Origin of the sequence: Neobacillus endophyticus (genome assembly GCF_013248975.1) — a bacterium.
GTDB classification, from domain to species: Bacteria; Bacillota; Bacilli; order Bacillales; family Cytobacillaceae; genus Neobacillus; species Neobacillus endophyticus.
On the sequence record NZ_JABRWH010000001.1, the window covers coordinates 56,183 to 72,128 of the forward strand.

At 39.7% G+C, this 15,946-nt stretch carries 12 protein-coding genes, 1 other RNA gene and 1 other annotated feature; all 13 genes read right to left on the reverse strand.

The window, feature by feature from the left end; translation table 11 throughout:
- Window positions 1–29: 29 nt before the first annotated feature.
- A complete protein-coding gene (locus HPT25_RS00310) occupies window positions 30–980 on the reverse strand; it encodes an ABC transporter permease (protein ID WP_173058415.1) in 951 nt (316 codons plus the stop codon).
- On the reverse strand, window positions 973–1,899 hold the full coding sequence (locus HPT25_RS00315) for an ABC transporter ATP-binding protein (RefSeq protein WP_173058416.1): 927 nt from the start codon (window positions 1,897–1,899) through the stop codon (window positions 973–975). Before HPT25_RS00315 ends, HPT25_RS00310 begins: the two co-directional genes overlap by 8 nt.
- 238 nt (window positions 1,900–2,137) lie before the next feature.
- The gene (locus HPT25_RS00320; protein ID WP_173058418.1) at window positions 2,138–2,905 is read right to left on the reverse strand and encodes a tRNA threonylcarbamoyladenosine dehydratase; all 768 of its coding nucleotides are present in this window, start codon (window positions 2,903–2,905) and stop codon (window positions 2,138–2,140) included.
- Window positions 2,906–3,089: 184 nt separating this feature from the next.
- Window positions 3,090–3,287: non-coding RNA, 6S RNA (gene ssrS, locus HPT25_RS00325), on the reverse strand.
- Window positions 3,288–3,354: 67 nt separating this feature from the next.
- Window positions 3,355–5,124, reverse strand: a complete 1,770-nt coding sequence (gene aspS / locus HPT25_RS00330; protein ID WP_173058420.1) for an aspartate--tRNA ligase — start codon at window positions 5,122–5,124, stop codon at window positions 3,355–3,357.
- A 12-nt stretch (window positions 5,125–5,136) separates the two neighbouring features.
- Complete coding sequence (hisS, locus tag HPT25_RS00335; protein WP_173058422.1) at window positions 5,137–6,408, reverse strand: histidine--tRNA ligase; 1,272 nt, start codon at window positions 6,406–6,408, stop codon at window positions 5,137–5,139.
- A gap of 86 nt (window positions 6,409–6,494) precedes the next feature.
- Window positions 6,495–6,735: a binding site (T-box leader), on the reverse strand.
- Window positions 6,736–6,794: 59 nt separating this feature from the next.
- Window positions 6,795–6,971: a hypothetical protein gene (locus HPT25_RS00340; protein ID WP_173058424.1), complete on the reverse strand. Its 177-nt coding sequence runs from the start codon at window positions 6,969–6,971 to the stop codon at window positions 6,795–6,797.
- 210 nt (window positions 6,972–7,181) lie between these two features.
- Complete coding sequence (gene dtd, locus HPT25_RS00345) at window positions 7,182–7,622, reverse strand: D-aminoacyl-tRNA deacylase (RefSeq protein ID WP_173058426.1); 441 nt, start codon at window positions 7,620–7,622, stop codon at window positions 7,182–7,184.
- 12 nt (window positions 7,623–7,634) lie between these two features.
- Window positions 7,635–9,830 (reverse strand): RelA/SpoT family protein, encoded by a 2,196-nt coding sequence (locus tag HPT25_RS00350; protein WP_173058428.1) that lies wholly within the window; start codon window positions 9,828–9,830, stop codon window positions 7,635–7,637.
- A 263-nt stretch (window positions 9,831–10,093) separates the two neighbouring features.
- A complete protein-coding gene (locus HPT25_RS00355; RefSeq protein ID WP_173058430.1) occupies window positions 10,094–10,606 on the reverse strand; it encodes an adenine phosphoribosyltransferase in 513 nt (170 codons plus the stop codon).
- Complete coding sequence (recJ, locus tag HPT25_RS00360; protein WP_173058432.1) at window positions 10,597–12,960, reverse strand: single-stranded-DNA-specific exonuclease RecJ; 2,364 nt, start codon at window positions 12,958–12,960, stop codon at window positions 10,597–10,599. The genes HPT25_RS00355 and recJ overlap by 10 nt, the downstream gene beginning before the upstream one ends.
- 170 nt (window positions 12,961–13,130) lie before the next feature.
- Window positions 13,131–15,398 (reverse strand): protein translocase subunit SecDF, encoded by a 2,268-nt coding sequence (gene secDF, locus HPT25_RS00365; RefSeq protein ID WP_173058434.1) that lies wholly within the window; start codon window positions 15,396–15,398, stop codon window positions 13,131–13,133.
- Window positions 15,399–15,542: 144 nt separating this feature from the next.
- Complete coding sequence (locus HPT25_RS00370) at window positions 15,543–15,833, reverse strand: post-transcriptional regulator (RefSeq protein ID WP_173058436.1); 291 nt, start codon at window positions 15,831–15,833, stop codon at window positions 15,543–15,545.
- Window positions 15,834–15,946 lie beyond the last annotated feature (113 nt).

Consider the following 15,946-nt stretch of genomic DNA (forward strand, 5'->3'; position numbering starts at 1 on the left):
ACTTCACATGGTGCCTGACACCTTTTCTATTAGGACGCAACATCCCGTTTATTGAATACAAAGAAGGAAAGGAAATGGAATATTATAAAGTAGATGATGAGCATAATGATGGAAAAGGTCATAGTCATCCCATCTACTAGGGGTGTTCCTTCGATGTATTGCATTAAGTCCGTGTTGGCAAAAAGAATGAATTTCGCCCAGGAGAATTTTAATGCCAATAATGCTGTAAATTGATCACCGGTAAATAATAGGAAGAGCGATAAGCCAATTGCTAGGGAACTGTTTCGGAAGACAGTAGAAATCATAAATGCCATTGTTACGAGCATCATCATTTTAATAGAATTAAGCCCATAATAAATAAGTAAATGGATCACTATATTTTGCTCTGTCACCTTGCCGTTATAATAATTCAAGTACGGAACTGATTGATTCGGCATTCCAAAAAGTACAGCACCCAACGCCGCTGAAAAAGCAAACAGAATCGCAAGCATAAATAAAGCAAACAAGATAACCGTAAAATATTTGGAAAGTAAGATCTTTGTGCGGTTAATCGGCCTGATCAGTAGCAACTTTATGGTTCCCCAATTAAATTCGCTGGCTACGATCCCCGCAGCGACAATAATCGTAAATAATCCTGTTAAAATAATCAAATCTGATGCATCCTTCACAAATGACCAAACATGATATTTCGTTTCTTTTGGTGGCAGATTATGCTGAATGCGATAGTTATTAATCACAATTTCCTTCTTGTAATATTGCTTTTCCACCTTGGAACGACTCTGTTCCATCTGTTTTTTTAATGCATCATTTTCTTCCTTTAACGTTTGCACCCAATTTTTATCAGCAGCTCCGGGGCCCTTTTCCTGATATTTAGAAACTATACCAACCAATAATGTACTAAGAATCAGGATGGTAATCATCACATATGTTCCTGGACGCCGAAAAATCTTCATCCACTCATTTTTAATTAGATTAACCATGGTTTGCTTCCCCCTTTTCTCGTGTTACTTCCAAGAAGCGGTCTTCTAATGTTTTTGCCGTTTCTTTTATAGTAAATATCTGTATCTCTTCTTGAACCAGCAATTTCACTAGTTTTGGAATGTCGTCTTTTGGAAGATCGACTTTCATTCCGTTTAGGGAGTAACTGGCATGTGTATTTGGAAAAAATGATTTTACAATTGATAAAGCTTTTTCACTTGGAGCCACTTCCAGTTCAAAAGCAGTCTCATTTCCATGCACAAATTCTTTCATCTCTTGAACATCAATCAGTTGGCCATTTTGAATAATCCCAATCCGATCGCACATCATTTCCATTTCAGATAGAAGATGGCTGGAAACAATCACGGCCATATTTTTTTCCCTAGCCAGTCTGCGGACATAATCACGGATTTCTCTAATTCCTGCGGGATCTAAGCCATTTGTAGGCTCATCAAGAATCAATACTTTTGGGTCATGTAGCAGGCATTGTGCGAGACCAAGCCTTTGTCTCATCCCAAGGGAATAGGTTTTCACTTTATCATGGATCCGATTGGTTAATCCAACAAGTTCTACCACTTCGGCAATTTTTTCTTTCGTAATGCCTTTTGCCATTCTGGCATAGTGGATAAGATTTTGATATCCTGATAAAAATTTATACATTTCCGGATTCTCAACGATGGCGCCAACATTTCTGACTGCATCTTCAAATTCTGATTTAATGCTGGCGCCATTGATGCTGATATCTCCTGAGGTAATTCCCATTAACCCGACAATCATTCGGATTGTCGTCGTTTTTCCGGCTCCATTCGGTCCCAGAAAACCAAATACCTCGCCTTTATTTACTTGAAAGCTGATATTATCTATAATCTTCCTGCCTTTGATTATTTTGGTGACCTTTTTTAATTCTACGATCGCTTCCATAGTACTCCCCCCTTTTTCTGATTCACGATTAAGTTTACCTTATTGTGGAAAAATTTTTTAGCTTTTTTACAAAATTTATTATAGCAATCGTCACACTTTACTTAAATCAGTTTCAAGAAGGTTAATTTCTAAGGCTTGGGACTGAAAAAACGTTTTTTCTTATCGCAATCTAAAACCCATTCTTGCGGAAACAAAAAAATAACCCTGAACTTTACTAAAGTTCAGAGTCAACGATTACCTATTTTTCATCTCTCACACGGCTAATTTTAATATCTTTCAATAATTCCTGAACGACATAGCTTGCCATTATCAAACCGCAAGCTGATGGCACGAATGCATTAGATGATGGCGGCATTTTCGCCTTGCGAATGGCGGCTTGGTCATTCCCAACCACTTGGCGGACATCCTCACGAATTACAATTGGGCTCTCATCTGAAAAGACAACTGTGATCCCTTTCCTGATGCCTTCTTTACGAAGTTTTGTTCTTATTACCTTCGCAATCGGGTCCGTATGCGTCTTAGAAATATCAGCAATTTGAAAACGGGTTGGATCCATTTTATTGGCAGCACCCATGCTGGAGATCATTGGGATATTTCGCTTTAAACATTCTTTCATTAAATGGATTTTATACATGATGGTATCAGAGGCATCAACGAAAAAATCAATATTGTAGCTGAATATTTCTTCATATGTTTCTTCTGTATAAAACATTTTAAGAGCAATGACTTCGCAATCAGGATTAATATCTTTAATCCGTTCTTGCATGATATCAACCTTAGGACGGCCAATTGTCGAAAGCAAAGCAATAAGCTGACGGTTCACATTGGTAATATCAACATCGTCCTTATCAATCAATATTAAACGTCCCACGCCGGAACGGGCTAAAGCCTCGGCTGCGAAAGAGCCAACACCGCCAATTCCTAATACAGCAACTGTAGTGTTTTTCATAATATCGAGGCCTTCTTTACCTATTGCAAGCTCATTACGAGAAAATTGATGCAGCATGATGTTCCTCCACTATTCTCATATTCAAATAACACTATACTTTATCTTTTCACCTTAAAAAATATATCATACTTTTTCTCAATTACAAGTATCTTGATAGGAATTTCACTATAAATCGCCTGATCAAAAACCTAAAACGGCAAAAACCTCCTGATGTCAGGAGGTAATGATTGTAGTAATAAAAGAGAATCCCGATGGTGCCGTCGCTTTTTGATCCCTTGTTTTGATCCCGCACTCAGCAGGTGGGTGTCCTATTCCCGTTATTGTAAGTCCCCTGACTCGTCAAAGAGTGGGGCATTTACGCAAGTAGGAAACTCCGGTCTCCCAATTCAATAATGTTCGGTCAAAACTTTAGGTAACACAACGTACATCTCAGGATTCTCTTTTGATTGACTTAATAATAGCACATTATGAAATCGGCTTCAAGGCGATAAATACAGGATTCATTGTTATTTATTAACATTTAGTGACAAATACAATTCCTGCAATTGGGAACTTGCTACCTCGCTTGGTGCATCTGTTACTAAGCAGCTTGCACTTGCCGTTTTTGGAAAAGCAATGGTATCTCTAAGGTTAGAGCTTCCGGCCAGCAGCATCACTAAACGGTCAAGACCAATCGCAATTCCTCCATGAGGAGGTGTCCCGTATTCAAAAGCATTTAATAACCAGCCGAATTGTTCCTTCGCTTCTTCAGGTGTAAAACCTAGGACGCTGAACATTTTCTCTTGAATTGGGCGCTCAAAGATCCGCAATGAGCCGCCGCCCAACTCATAGCCATTCAATACTATGTCATATGCTTGAGCACGAACCCTTGAAGGATCTGTATCTAGGTAAGCTAAATCGTCGCGCACCGGCATTGTAAAAGGATGGTGAGCAGCATAATAACGCCCCTCCTCCTCGGCGTACTCAAGCAGCGGCCAATCTATAACCCATAAGAAATTATATAAGCTCTCATCAATTAAATTTAACTCTTTGCCAAGTTTAAGTCTTAATGCTCCGAGGGAATCAGCAACCACGCTCTTTTTATCCGCCACAAACAGCAGTAAGTCCCCTTCAGCTGCCTCAAGAGTAGCTTTAATTGCCGCTGCATTTTCTTCGGAGAAGAATTTCGCAATCGGACCCTTTAGCTCATTTGCTTCCACCTTTAACCAAGCAAGCCCTTTAGCCCCATAGCGCGCAGCAAACTCACCAAGTGCATCAATGTCTTTGCGGGAATACTTGTCCGCCGCAGCTTTCACATTTATAGCTTTTACTTGTCCGCCTCCGGCAACAGCCGCCGCAAATACTTTAAAGTCAGAATCCTTTACGATCTCGGATACATCGACTAACTCTAAGCCAAATCGGGTATCCGGTTTATCAGAACCATATCGGTTCATAGCTTCGTCATAGCTCATGCGCGGGAACGGAGTGGCAACATCTATACCTTTTACATCCTTCATCACTTTGGACATCATTCTTTCTAGAAGACCCATGATATCCTCTTGACTTAAGAAGCTTGTTTCAATATCTACCTGAGTAAACTCCGGCTGACGGTCAGCACGTAAGTCTTCATCACGGAAACAACGGGCAATTTGGTAGTAGCGTTCCACTCCACCCACCATTAAAAGCTGCTTAAACAATTGAGGTGATTGCGGTAATGCATAAAACTCACCTGGATGCACACGGCTTGGAACAAGGTAGTCACGGGCTCCCTCTGGTGTACTCTTTGTTAAAATTGGCGTTTCCACATCTAAAAAGCCTTCTGAATCTAAGAAATTCCGGATATTTTGCGTTACCTGATGGCGCATTTTTAATGTTTCAAACATGACAGGGCGACGGAAGTCTAAATAACGATATTTTAAACGTACATCTTCTGAAGCATCTGTATTATCCGAAATCATAAATGGCGGTGTTTTCGCTTCATTAATGATGGTTACCGTTTCTGCTTGAACTTCAATTTTCCCAGTATTTATATTCTCATTAACAGTTCCTGGATCACGGGCAACTACAGTCCCGACAACATCCAAAACATACTCATTGCGGATTTTTTCAGCTGTTTGCAATGCATCCTGTGATAATTCTGGATTAAAAACAACCTGCACAATCCCAGTGCGATCGCGAAGATCGATAAAAATTAATCCTCCAAGGTCGCGTCTACGCTGTACCCATCCTTTTAATGTTACTTTTTCCCCAACTGCTTTCTCAGGAACCTCGCCACAAAAATATGATCTGCCAAACATGATTATCCTCCTTTAAACCTGCAACTTCTTGAATTCTTGGACAAAAGCGTCCAATGCTATTTCTGTTTGTTCACCTGTAGCCATATTTTTCACGTTGATTTTATTGTTTTTCAGCTCTTCGTCACCAAGGATGGCAACAAACTTTGCTTTCAAGCGGTCGGCCGCCTTAAATTGTGCTTTAATTTTTCGATCCAAATAGTCTCTTTCTGCAGAATAACCTGCTGAACGAAGCTGCTGCAGAAGTCCTACTGTGTAATCCTTTGCCTCGTCCCCTAACGCTGCAAGATAGCAATCGATTCCTTCATTTACATTTAGTTCAATGCCCTCCGCTTTAAGTGCTGCAATAAACCGTTCAATACTTAAAGCAAATCCGATTCCTGCTGTATTCGGTCCTCCTATTTCCTCGACTAGACCGTTATAGCGTCCGCCTCCGCAAAGCGTAGTAATCGCTCCAAACCCTTCCGCATCACTCATAATTTCAAAAGTAGTGTGATTATAGTAATCCAAGCCCCGAACTAAATTGGCGTCCACTTCAAAGGCTAGATCAAGCTGTGTTAAATATTGCTTTACTTTTTCAAAATAAGCATGTGATTCCTCATTTAGATATTCGAGAATTGATGGGGCTGTTTTCATTAACTCGTGGCTGCGGTCCTGTTTGCAATCCAAGATTCGGAGCGGATTTTTTTCCAATCTGTTTTGACAATCCTGACAAAACTCTCCGATTCTAGGTTTGAAATGTTTCACTAAAGCATCACGATGTGCCTGCCGACTATCTTTATCACCAAGACTATTAACCACAAGCTTCAACTTTTTTAAGCCCATTTCTTTATAAAGGTTCATGGCAAGGGCAATTACTTCAACATCAATGGCCGGGTCACTGCTTCCAAGTGCTTCGACACCAAATTGGACAAATTGGCGGAAACGGCCTGCTTGAGGGCGTTCATAGCGGAACATTGGTCCCAAATAGTAGAGCTTAACCGGCTGACCAGCGTTACCGAACATTTTTTTCTCAACATATGACCTAACAACCGGTGCTGTCCCTTCAGGCCTTAGCGTAATACTACGGCCGCCACGGTCCTCAAATGTATACATTTCCTTCTGAACAATATCAGTCGTATCGCCTACACCTCTTAAGAATAGTTCAGTTTGTTCAAAAATCGGCGTGCGAATTTCATGATATTGGTATTTTCCGCATAGTTCCTTCGCTTTTGCTTCAATTTGCTGCCACAGCTCTACTTCACCGGGCAATATGTCCTGCGTCCCTCTCGGAATGCTGATTGACATGGCAAAAACCTCCTCAATAACAAGTAATTCATATGTATCATGTTAATTTTTTCCTAAATAAAAAAACTCCCATCCCTTGTATAAATACAAGGGACGGAAGTTTATCCGCGGTGCCACCCTAGTTGAAGAGTACAATAAATCAATACCCTTCCTCTCAAACAGTTAACGCCTGTAACGTTCTTCTCCTAATAGAGCAGGATGCTTTTTCAGAGAGAAACCTTCGGAGTGTTCTTTCATTAAGTTTCATGCAGAAATGCTTTCAGCCCAGGGCATTTCCTCTCTTTTCATGGATTAGTCTTAACTACTATGCTCCATCATTGGATATGACAAGTTTTCAATATTATTTCTTTATCATACGGAGCATCTCGATCATTGTCAAGTTGAATTTATGATCTCCCCAAATGTTTTTTCAACTTTCTGACATCCTTCATAGTTAATCCGAATTCGGATGCAAGCTCAAATGGTGTGTTATGCTGTTCTTTTTGGATAAAATCATGAAAATCCACTCCAAAAATCCTGCCATCCATAGACTGAATCGTCCTTCCTTTTTCACTTGATCTCAATGCTCTCACCCCTGACTCACAGTTCAATATTGTTATTATTTCCATTTAGGCATCAAAAATTTCATATTCTTTATTTTTTGGCGCTGTTAAATTTAGCTGTTGATTTCTGCTCCAATCAACAGAGTTTAAATATCAACAATGTTCTTTAACTTAGCCTATTTTTTATAAAACAAAAAGACCTGAAACCATTAAAGGTTTCAGGTCTTGATATTATTTACTATCCACAATCAGTGTAACCGGTCCATCATTTGTTAGAGCCACATCCATCATAGCCCCGAACACACCAGTTTCGACACGAATTCCCTTTTGCCGAAGTGCGGTATTAAACGAATCATAGATTTCAATCGCATGGTCTGGTCTGGCTGCTTCCATAAAATTAGGTCTTCTCCCCTTGCGGCAATCCCCATAAAGGGTAAACTGCGAAACGGAGAGAATTTCACCGCCAACATCCATTAACGAAAAATTCATCTTTTCTTCTTCATCTTCAAAAATTCTCAGATTAGCAATTTTATCAGCAAGATAATTAACATCGTCTTCGTTATCATCATGTGTGACACCAACAAGCAGAACAAGCCCTTTTGTAATCTGACCCGTCACTTCACCATTTACGGTAACGCTGGCTGCCTTGCTTCGCTGAACAACAACTCGCATGGTCTAAACTCCTTAATTCATCATTCGGCGAACCGAGTAGATATCGGGAATTTGTTTAATTCGATCCACTACTTTTCGAAGATGGCTGACATTATGAATCGCGATCGACATATTAATGGTCGCCATTTTATTTCGGTCCGTTTTACCTGTTACTGCAGAAATATTGGTTTTTGTTTCATTGACAGCCTGAAGTACTTCATTTAACAAGCCTCTGCGGTCATAACCACTGATTTCTATATCCACATTGTATTCCTTGCGATCATTCAGGGAGGACTCCCACTCGACAGGAATTAATCTGGACTGTGCCTCGTTTTTATCGATGTTAGTACAATCCGCACGATGGACAGATACTCCGCGGCCCTTTGTAATATATCCGACAATTTCATCGCCCGGAACCGGATTACAGCATCTAGAAAGGCGAATTAACAGATTATCAATCCCTTGTACCCTTACTCCGGATTCCCGTTTTTTAGAGGATGGGAAAGATTTCAAATCAGATATAACATTGGTGATACTTGCCGATTGTTCCTGATCGCGTTTTTTCCGCCACTTTTCCGTTAACCGGTTCGCAACCTGTAAGGCAGTAACACCGTTATAACCGACAGCAGCATACATATCCTCTTCATTTGAAAAATTAAATTTCTCGGCAACCTTTTTTAGATTTTCCGGAGTTAAAATTTCTTTTATATCAAATTCCATGCTGCGTATTTCTTTTTCTACAAGCTCTTTGCCTTTTACGATATTCTCATCCCGGCGCTGCTTTTTAAAGAAGGCACGGATTTTATTTTTCGCTTGGGATGTTTGGGCAAGCTTGAGCCAATCCTGGCTCGGGCCATAAGAATGCTTGGAAGTAAGAATTTCAATTATATCCCCTGTCTTTAGCTTGTAATCCAGCGTCACCATCTTGCCGTTCACTTTCGCACCAATTGTTTTATTGCCAATCTCCGAGTGAATGCGGTAGGCAAAATCAATTGGAACTGATCCGGATGGTAACTCTAAAACATCACCTTTTGGTGTAAACACAAACACCATATCAGAGAACAGGTCAATTTTTAATGATTCCATAAATTCTTCAGCATTTGTAATATCATTTTGAAATTCAAGAATTTCCCTGAACCATGTTAGCTTTTCGTCAAAAGAGGTGTTGTCATCAATCGACTTTCCTTCTTTGTATGCCCAGTGGGCCGCAATCCCGAACTCAGCGATCCGATGCATTTCAAAGGTGCGGATTTGCACCTCAAGCGGATCTCCCTTCGGCCCAATGACCGTAGTATGCAAAGACTGATACATATTTGGCTTTGGCATCGCAATATAATCTTTAAAGCGTCCTGGCATTGGTTTCCAGCAAGTGTGGATAATACCCAATACGGCATAGCAATCCTTGATGCTGTTTACTACAATTCGAACAGCAAGCAAATCATAAATTTCGTTAAACTGCTTATTTTGCAGGGCCATTTTTCGATAAATACTGTAAATATGCTTTGGTCTTCCGGAAAGCTCTGACTTGATAGAAACCTCTGCTAGCCGCTCCTTGACCTCATTCATCACATCATCCAAGTATTGCTCTCTCTCGGCCCGTTTTTTCTTCATTAAATTTACAATCCGATAATATTGCTGAGGGTTTAAATACCTTAAAGCCGTATCTTCCAGCTCCCATTTAATCTTCGAGATTCCAAGACGATGTGCCAGCGGTGCAAAAATTTCCAGTGTTTCGTTAGAAATTCTCCGCTGTTTTTCTGCAGGAAGATGTTTAAGTGTACGCATATTATGCAGACGATCAGCTAGTTTTATGAGAATGACTCGGATATCCCGAGCCATGGCAACAAACATTTTCCGATGGTTTTCTGCTTGCTGTTCCTCATGTGATTTATATTTAATTTTCCCTAATTTGGTTACCCCGTCGACAAGCATTGCCACTTCTGAATTAAAAGCAGCCTCTATATCTTTTAAAGATACATTTGTATCTTCAACGACATCATGAAGAAAACCGGCAGCGACCGTACCCGGATCCATTTGCAAATCAGCCAGGATCCCTGCGACCTGAATTGGATGGATAATGTAGGGTTCACCGGATTTGCGATATTGTTCCCGATGAGCATGTTTCGCAAATTCATATGCTTTACGAACTAATGCTACATGCTCTTCATTCAAATATTTTCTAGTCGTGTCGATGACTTGGTCGGCTGTCAACACTTGATCATTCGCCATGATATCACCTTTATTTTCATCACATTTTAATTTGTCCAGAGATAAAAAAACACTTAATTGAATTACATTAAATTAGAATGATTATTACTACTATCAGATAAAAATATCACAAATGTAAAGAGATTGGAACCTTTTTTCAGCAAATTTTGAACGGAATGTCGAAATTTCTGTCTGAATCATTCTGCTGTCTCTATTCTTGCTAAGAATTTATCAGAATTTTATACAAAGAGAGCACTCTTTATTCGAGTGCTCTCTCATCCATTTTAATACTGCATTAATGTTAAGATATCGTAGTCGTCCAGCTTGCTTCTGCCTTCTAAATAAGTCAATTCAATAATGAAGGCGATCCCAGCAACAACGCCGCCAAGCTCCTCAACTAATTTAATCGTAGCTTCTATTGTACCACCAGTTGCCAATAAATCGTCTGTTATCAGAACACGCTGACCAGGTTTAATGGCATCCTTATGAATGGTTAAAACATCTTTACCATATTCCAAACCATAGCCAACTTTAATGGTTTCACGAGGAAGTTTACCTTCCTTACGAACGGGGGCAAATCCTACTCCAAGGGAATAGGCTACAGGGCAGCCAATAATAAATCCGCGTGCTTCTGGTCCTACGATTATATCGATATGTTTATCCTTTGCATAATCAACAATCCGATCTGTTGCATATCTATATGCTTCTCCATCATTCATTAATGGTGTAATATCCTTAAACACAATACCTTGTTTCGGATAATCCGGTACGATTGCTACAAATTGTTTTAAATCCACTTGTGAACTGCCTCCTCAATTTCAACTGACCCTTCGATCACAGTATCAAACCAACTCTTCAGTTCCTGATAAGATGAAAATAACAAATCCTTCTCAAGAATTGATTGGTTATTCTTTGCCTGATATGTTTGCGATTCAGTTAAATCACGCTTTTGCGCAGACTTTTTTAATGTAATGATTCCATTGTTTATTGTAACAAAATCCAGTTCAGAAAACACCTTTGACATTAAATCAATTGTTTCCTTCGTCCACCCCCGCAATTTGGCTACTTCATCAGCATACCGATTCAGGTCGAGCGAACCCTGTTTAGCCAAAAAGGCATAATACCACTTGAAATGTTCCCGGGTTGGAATCGTGCTAAAGAAATCACTGGATTCTTTATAAAAATAAGCATATATTCTTGCAGGTTTTTTCCCTTTCAGCAGATGAATGATGATTTCTTTTGATGGCGGAAGATCGAGCAATACGACATTCGCCATCGTACAATCAACAGCTTCGGCTGTTTTCTCATCTTCGATCAGAATGGTGTCTGGCCTTGTATGGGCCTTTATTTTCTCAAAATATTCTTTACTAAAAATGATTACTTTTCGATTTTCAGCTGGGACAGAGTCTTCTATCCGTTTCTTTTGCTGCTGGCCTCGATAATCAAACAATTGCCATGAATCGACGGCCATATCATGAATAAAGATCTGTGGCTTTCGAATATTGTTCCACTCATTAATGGATAATTCACCAATCAATGCAATGGATGCTGCAGGTGAAATTTCATCTGCCAATGCACCTAAACCAAACCCGACTCCATCAAGATTTGCCCCATTTTCTTGAACTGAAAGCTTTAAATGGTTTTGATCACTGCCGATTTTTCTTATACCGGAAATATCAACATGATTGATTAAAACTTTTGGCTTCGGATTGTCGATACCAAAAGGGGAAAGCAGCTGAACTTCCTCCAAAGCGGCTAATGTAATTTCTTCGAGATGAACTTCTTGGTCAAGATAGGTTATGGGCGTAAAATCTTCTTCCGTCAGCTCTTCTTCAGCCAAAATATTTAAACGCTCGCGCAGATCAGCCACATCTTCAAGCTTCAATGTCATCCCAGCAGCCATGGGATGTCCTCCAAAGTGAGGAAGTATGTCACGGCAAGCGGATAAGTTCTGAAAAAGGTCAAAACCATTGATGCTCCTTGCTGAACCTTTTGCCAGCCCTTTCTCACCGTCAAAGCTTAAGACGATTGTTGGCCGATAATATTTTTCAACTAATCTGGAAGCAACAATACCTATAACGCCTGCATTCCAACCTTCTTTACCGATGACAAGGACTTTATTTGAATCGACAGGAAATTGGTTCTCAACCATTTCCATTGCCTCATCTGTAATTGATTTCACAATGTTTTGCCTTGTTTTATTCAGGTCTTCCATTTCTGCTGCAAGCATTTCTGCCTCGTCAGGATCATTCGTCAAAAGGAGACGGACAGCTAAGCCAGCGTCTTCCAAACGGCCAACAGCATTAATCCTTGGTCCTAATGTAAAGCCAATCGTTTCTTCATTCACTGACAAAGGATCGCTGCCAGCCAATTTAAAAATGGCTTTAAGACCAATATTTTTAGTCATCCTTAATTTCTCAAGGCCTTTTTTCACAATTAAACGATTTTCACCTTTTAATGATACAAGGTCTGCAACCGTCCCAATCACTGCAATTTCTATTAAGTGCTCTGGAGTCTTTCCATAAAGCGCATGTGCTAATTTAAACGCCACGCCCACTCCCGCCAGTTCACGAAACGGATACGTTCCTTCTGGAAGTTTAGGATGAATAATCGCGAGTGCTTCAGGTAAGACTGGTCCTGGTTCATGGTGGTCTGTGATAATAAGATCCAGGCCAAGCTCTTTGGCTACAGAAGCTTCATGGATCGCAGCGATTCCTGTATCAACTGTTATAATCAATGAAACTCCATTTTCTTTTGCCATCCGAAAGGCGGGTTCATTTGGTCCATAGCCTTCAGTGAACCTGTTCGGTATATAAAAATCAACATTTGCCCCCAAGTCCCGTAATGTCATCATTAAGACAGTTGTACTGCTTACACCATCAGCATCATAATCTCCAAAAATGAGAATCTGCTCTTGCTTTTCGATGGCCTGACGAATTCGGTTAACGGCAATATCCATTCCTTTAAACAAATAAGGGTCATGAAAGTCATCTTTTCCAAATAAAAAATACCGTGCAGATTCTACGGTATCTATTCCACGATTGACAAGCAGAGATGCAGCTAGAGGTGTTATTTTTAATTCATTTTCAAGCATCTTTACTAGTTGTTGATCCGTTTGACGGACAACCCATCTTGTTTTTGACTTTAACATATGTTCAAGATCACCTCTCAGACTTTCTTATTATACAGGAGCGCTTGACAGCTTTCAATCATAGAAATGTTAAATACTTTTGAATAGATTTCCGCTGCAATCTCTCAAGAGATCTTTTATTTGAATGAACAAAAGCGCAAGCATCCAATTTAGACGCTTGCGCTTTCTTTTTAAACTTGTGGTTGATCAGAGTATTTTCTCTTTTCTTTCACTGTTTTAATAACACCTTTTTTCTTCAGCTCTTTTCCTTTAAACACTACCCAAAGACCAGAAGCAATAAAGATGGATGAATATACTCCTACTAAGAGTCCGATCAACAAGGCCAAGGAGAAGTTGCGAATGGCCGGACTGCCGAAAACCAAAAGTGAAATAACGGTAATTAATACCATTAAAACAGTGTTTAAGGACCTTGTTAATGTTTGACGAATACTTATGTTCACTACATCAACAATATCTTTAAATGTCTTGAACCGCTTCTTTAAATGCATGTTTTCACGAATCCGGTCAAATGTAACAATCGTATCGTGGATAGAGTAACCAACAACAGTCAATACTGCCGCAATAAAGTTCAGGTCCACTTCAAGCCTTGTAATACTGAAAAAGGCGATCATGAAGAAAGCATCGTGGAGCATGGCAATAACTGCCGATAAAGCCATTAAAAATTCAAAACGAATCGTTAAGTAAAGAATCATACCGATCGATGCAATGAGTATGGCGTAAACCGCATTTTTCGCGAGCTCACGGCCAATTGTAGGTGAAACTGTACTTACGTTTGGCTCTGCACCATATTCCTTTTTAAATTCTGTTTTTAATTGACTAATTTGATTTTTAGACAATACGCCTTTTAATCGTGCTGCTCCAATCTCATTATTCTTCCCTTCAAGGGTCACATCATCTGTTTTGATATGGAGACGATCAAATGAGCTCTTAATCTGTTCTGTTGTCAGCGGGGATTTCCCTAAAACTTCAATTCGTGTACCGCTAGTGAAATCAATAGCCAGGTTCAATTTGAAAATAATTAAAATGATTAAACCGACCGACAGCATCACACCGGAGAAAGCGAAAAACAACTTTCTCATGGCGACAAAATCTATTTTATCAAACTTAGTTGGCAAGGATAATGTATCAATATTTTGATTCATGCTATGGATATCAGCGGCTTTAACACCAAACCAGCCGGCTTTGTTTTTCAAGAAACCGCTGTGAACCCATAAACCAAGCAATAAACGTGAACCATATACAGCTGTAAGGAAACTCATAACAACACTCAAAATAAGCATTGTTGCAAATCCTCTTACCGAGCTTGTCCCGAAGTAGAATAAAACAGCCGCCGTAATAATCGTATTCAAATTGGAATCGAGAATGGCCGTGAAAGCATGCTTTTCACCGGCTTGGAACGCTGATTTTATCGACTTTCCGAGTTTGATTTCCTCTTTTATCCGTTCGTAGGTAATAATATTCGCATCTACGGCCATCCCAACCCCAAGGATCAAGGCTGCGATTCCTGGCAGAGTCAGTACGGCATTCATCCAATGGAAAATGAGTAAAACTAAATAAATGTAGATGCTTAGTGAAACAACCGCAATAAAACCTGGGAAGCGGTAATAAACCAGCATGAACAAATAAATAAGTGCAATACCAATCAATCCGGCGATAACCGTATCATGCAAGGCTTCCTGGCCAAATTTAGCTCCAACTGAAGTGGAATATATTTCCTTAAGTTTCACAGGAAGAGCACCTGCATTTAAGAGAGACGCTAATGTTGAAGCTTCTTTTGTAGTAAAATTACCGACTATTGAAACGGTATTTTGATTAAATACTTGGCTTACTGTTGGGGCAGACAAATATTTTGGATTTTTCTTTCCGAACTCTTTTTTAAATGAATCTTTACCTTGTTCAAAGTCAAGCCAAATGACAAGAAGATTGTTCGGATATGGTTTGCTGGAAATTTCCTTTGTTACTTTGGCAAATTTATCTGCGCTATTTAATGTCAGTGATACACTTGGTTTTCCGTTTTCGTCAAATGTTTGCTTTGCTCCGCCCTGTTTTAAATCAGAGCCATCCATCATCAGCTTATCATTTACATCACGGAATGAAAGGTTAGCCTCTGTAGACAAAATTTGGCGGGCCTTATTCTGGTCCTTAACCCCGGCAAGCTGAACGCGAATCCGATTATTCCCTTCAATTTGAATACTTGGTTCATTTACACCAAGAACATTGATCCGCTTATCAAGCGCATCAGCCGTACTTGATAAAACATTTTTGTCAATTTTTTGTCCATTTTTGGCAGGCATGACTTGATATAGAACTTCAAATCCGCCTTGAAGGTCCAATCCAAGATTAATATGTTTTAAAATATTTTGGGTTGTTCCCCCCATGGTCCCTCCCAGGAGAAGGATCACAAGAAGGAAAGCAATAATTCTGCTGCGTTTTACCATTATGTATTAAATTCCTCCTTAGTGCTCGTTACGGCACCTTACGTACAAGTCTTATATAAGTATAGTAAAAAAAGTCACTGCTTTCATTATGGAATAAGTCCGAATGCCTGTCAATTTACAAAAAAAAGAAATGCACATTTTGTATTATTTCAACAGTTCTTTCCACTCGTTCTCATCCTTTAATGTTATGTCGGCCGTTTTATATGCCTCAATGGTAGCAAAGCTGATGTAATCACTTACCTTAATTCCCAGGATATCTTGAATGATTTCATGAAGTTTTACTTCGTCTTTAACCTTTTTCCACTTTTTCTTGTTTAAGAATTCCCAAAGCCCTGCCTCTTTGACTGAATCATACCCTAACAAACGGAATTCTTCCAGTTTACTGGCTAATGCCGGCTGAACCTGAGCGCGAAATGAATCGTACCTGCTATCCATTCAAACTCCCCCTAATAAATTAAGCGATTGAAAAAGCTCAGTAGTTTGTCATGCTTTGTCCACTATGATGCATATAGTTAATTGTATATGATATCGCCTAATTTGAGAAGGTG

Excerpts from the sequence above, each read along its gene's own strand:
- HPT25_RS00310 (WP_173058415.1), bottom strand. The coding sequence starts at position 980 with ATGGTTAATCTAATTAAAAATGAGTGGATGAAGATTTTTCGGCGTCCA.
- HPT25_RS00315 (WP_173058416.1), bottom strand. The coding sequence starts at position 1,899 with ATGGAAGCGATCGTAGAATTAAAAAAGGTCACCAAAATAATCAAAGGC.
- HPT25_RS00320 (WP_173058418.1), bottom strand. The coding sequence starts at position 2,905 with ATGCTGCATCAATTTTCTCGTAATGAGCTTGCAATAGGTAAAGAAGGC.
- aspS (WP_173058420.1), bottom strand. The coding sequence starts at position 5,124 with ATGTTTGGCAGATCATATTTTTGTGGCGAGGTTCCTGAGAAAGCAGTT.
- hisS (WP_173058422.1), bottom strand. The coding sequence starts at position 6,408 with ATGTCAATCAGCATTCCGAGAGGGACGCAGGACATATTGCCCGGTGAA.
- dtd (WP_173058426.1), bottom strand. The coding sequence starts at position 7,622 with ATGCGAGTTGTTGTTCAGCGAAGCAAGGCAGCCAGCGTTACCGTAAAT.
- HPT25_RS00350 (WP_173058428.1), bottom strand. The coding sequence starts at position 9,830 with ATGGCGAATGATCAAGTGTTGACAGCCGACCAAGTCATCGACACGACT.
- recJ (WP_173058432.1), bottom strand. The coding sequence starts at position 12,960 with ATGTTAAAGTCAAAAACAAGATGGGTTGTCCGTCAAACGGATCAACAA.
- secDF (WP_173058434.1), bottom strand. The coding sequence starts at position 15,398 with ATGGTAAAACGCAGCAGAATTATTGCTTTCCTTCTTGTGATCCTTCTC.
- HPT25_RS00370 (WP_173058436.1), bottom strand. The coding sequence starts at position 15,833 with ATGGATAGCAGGTACGATTCATTTCGCGCTCAGGTTCAGCCGGCATTA.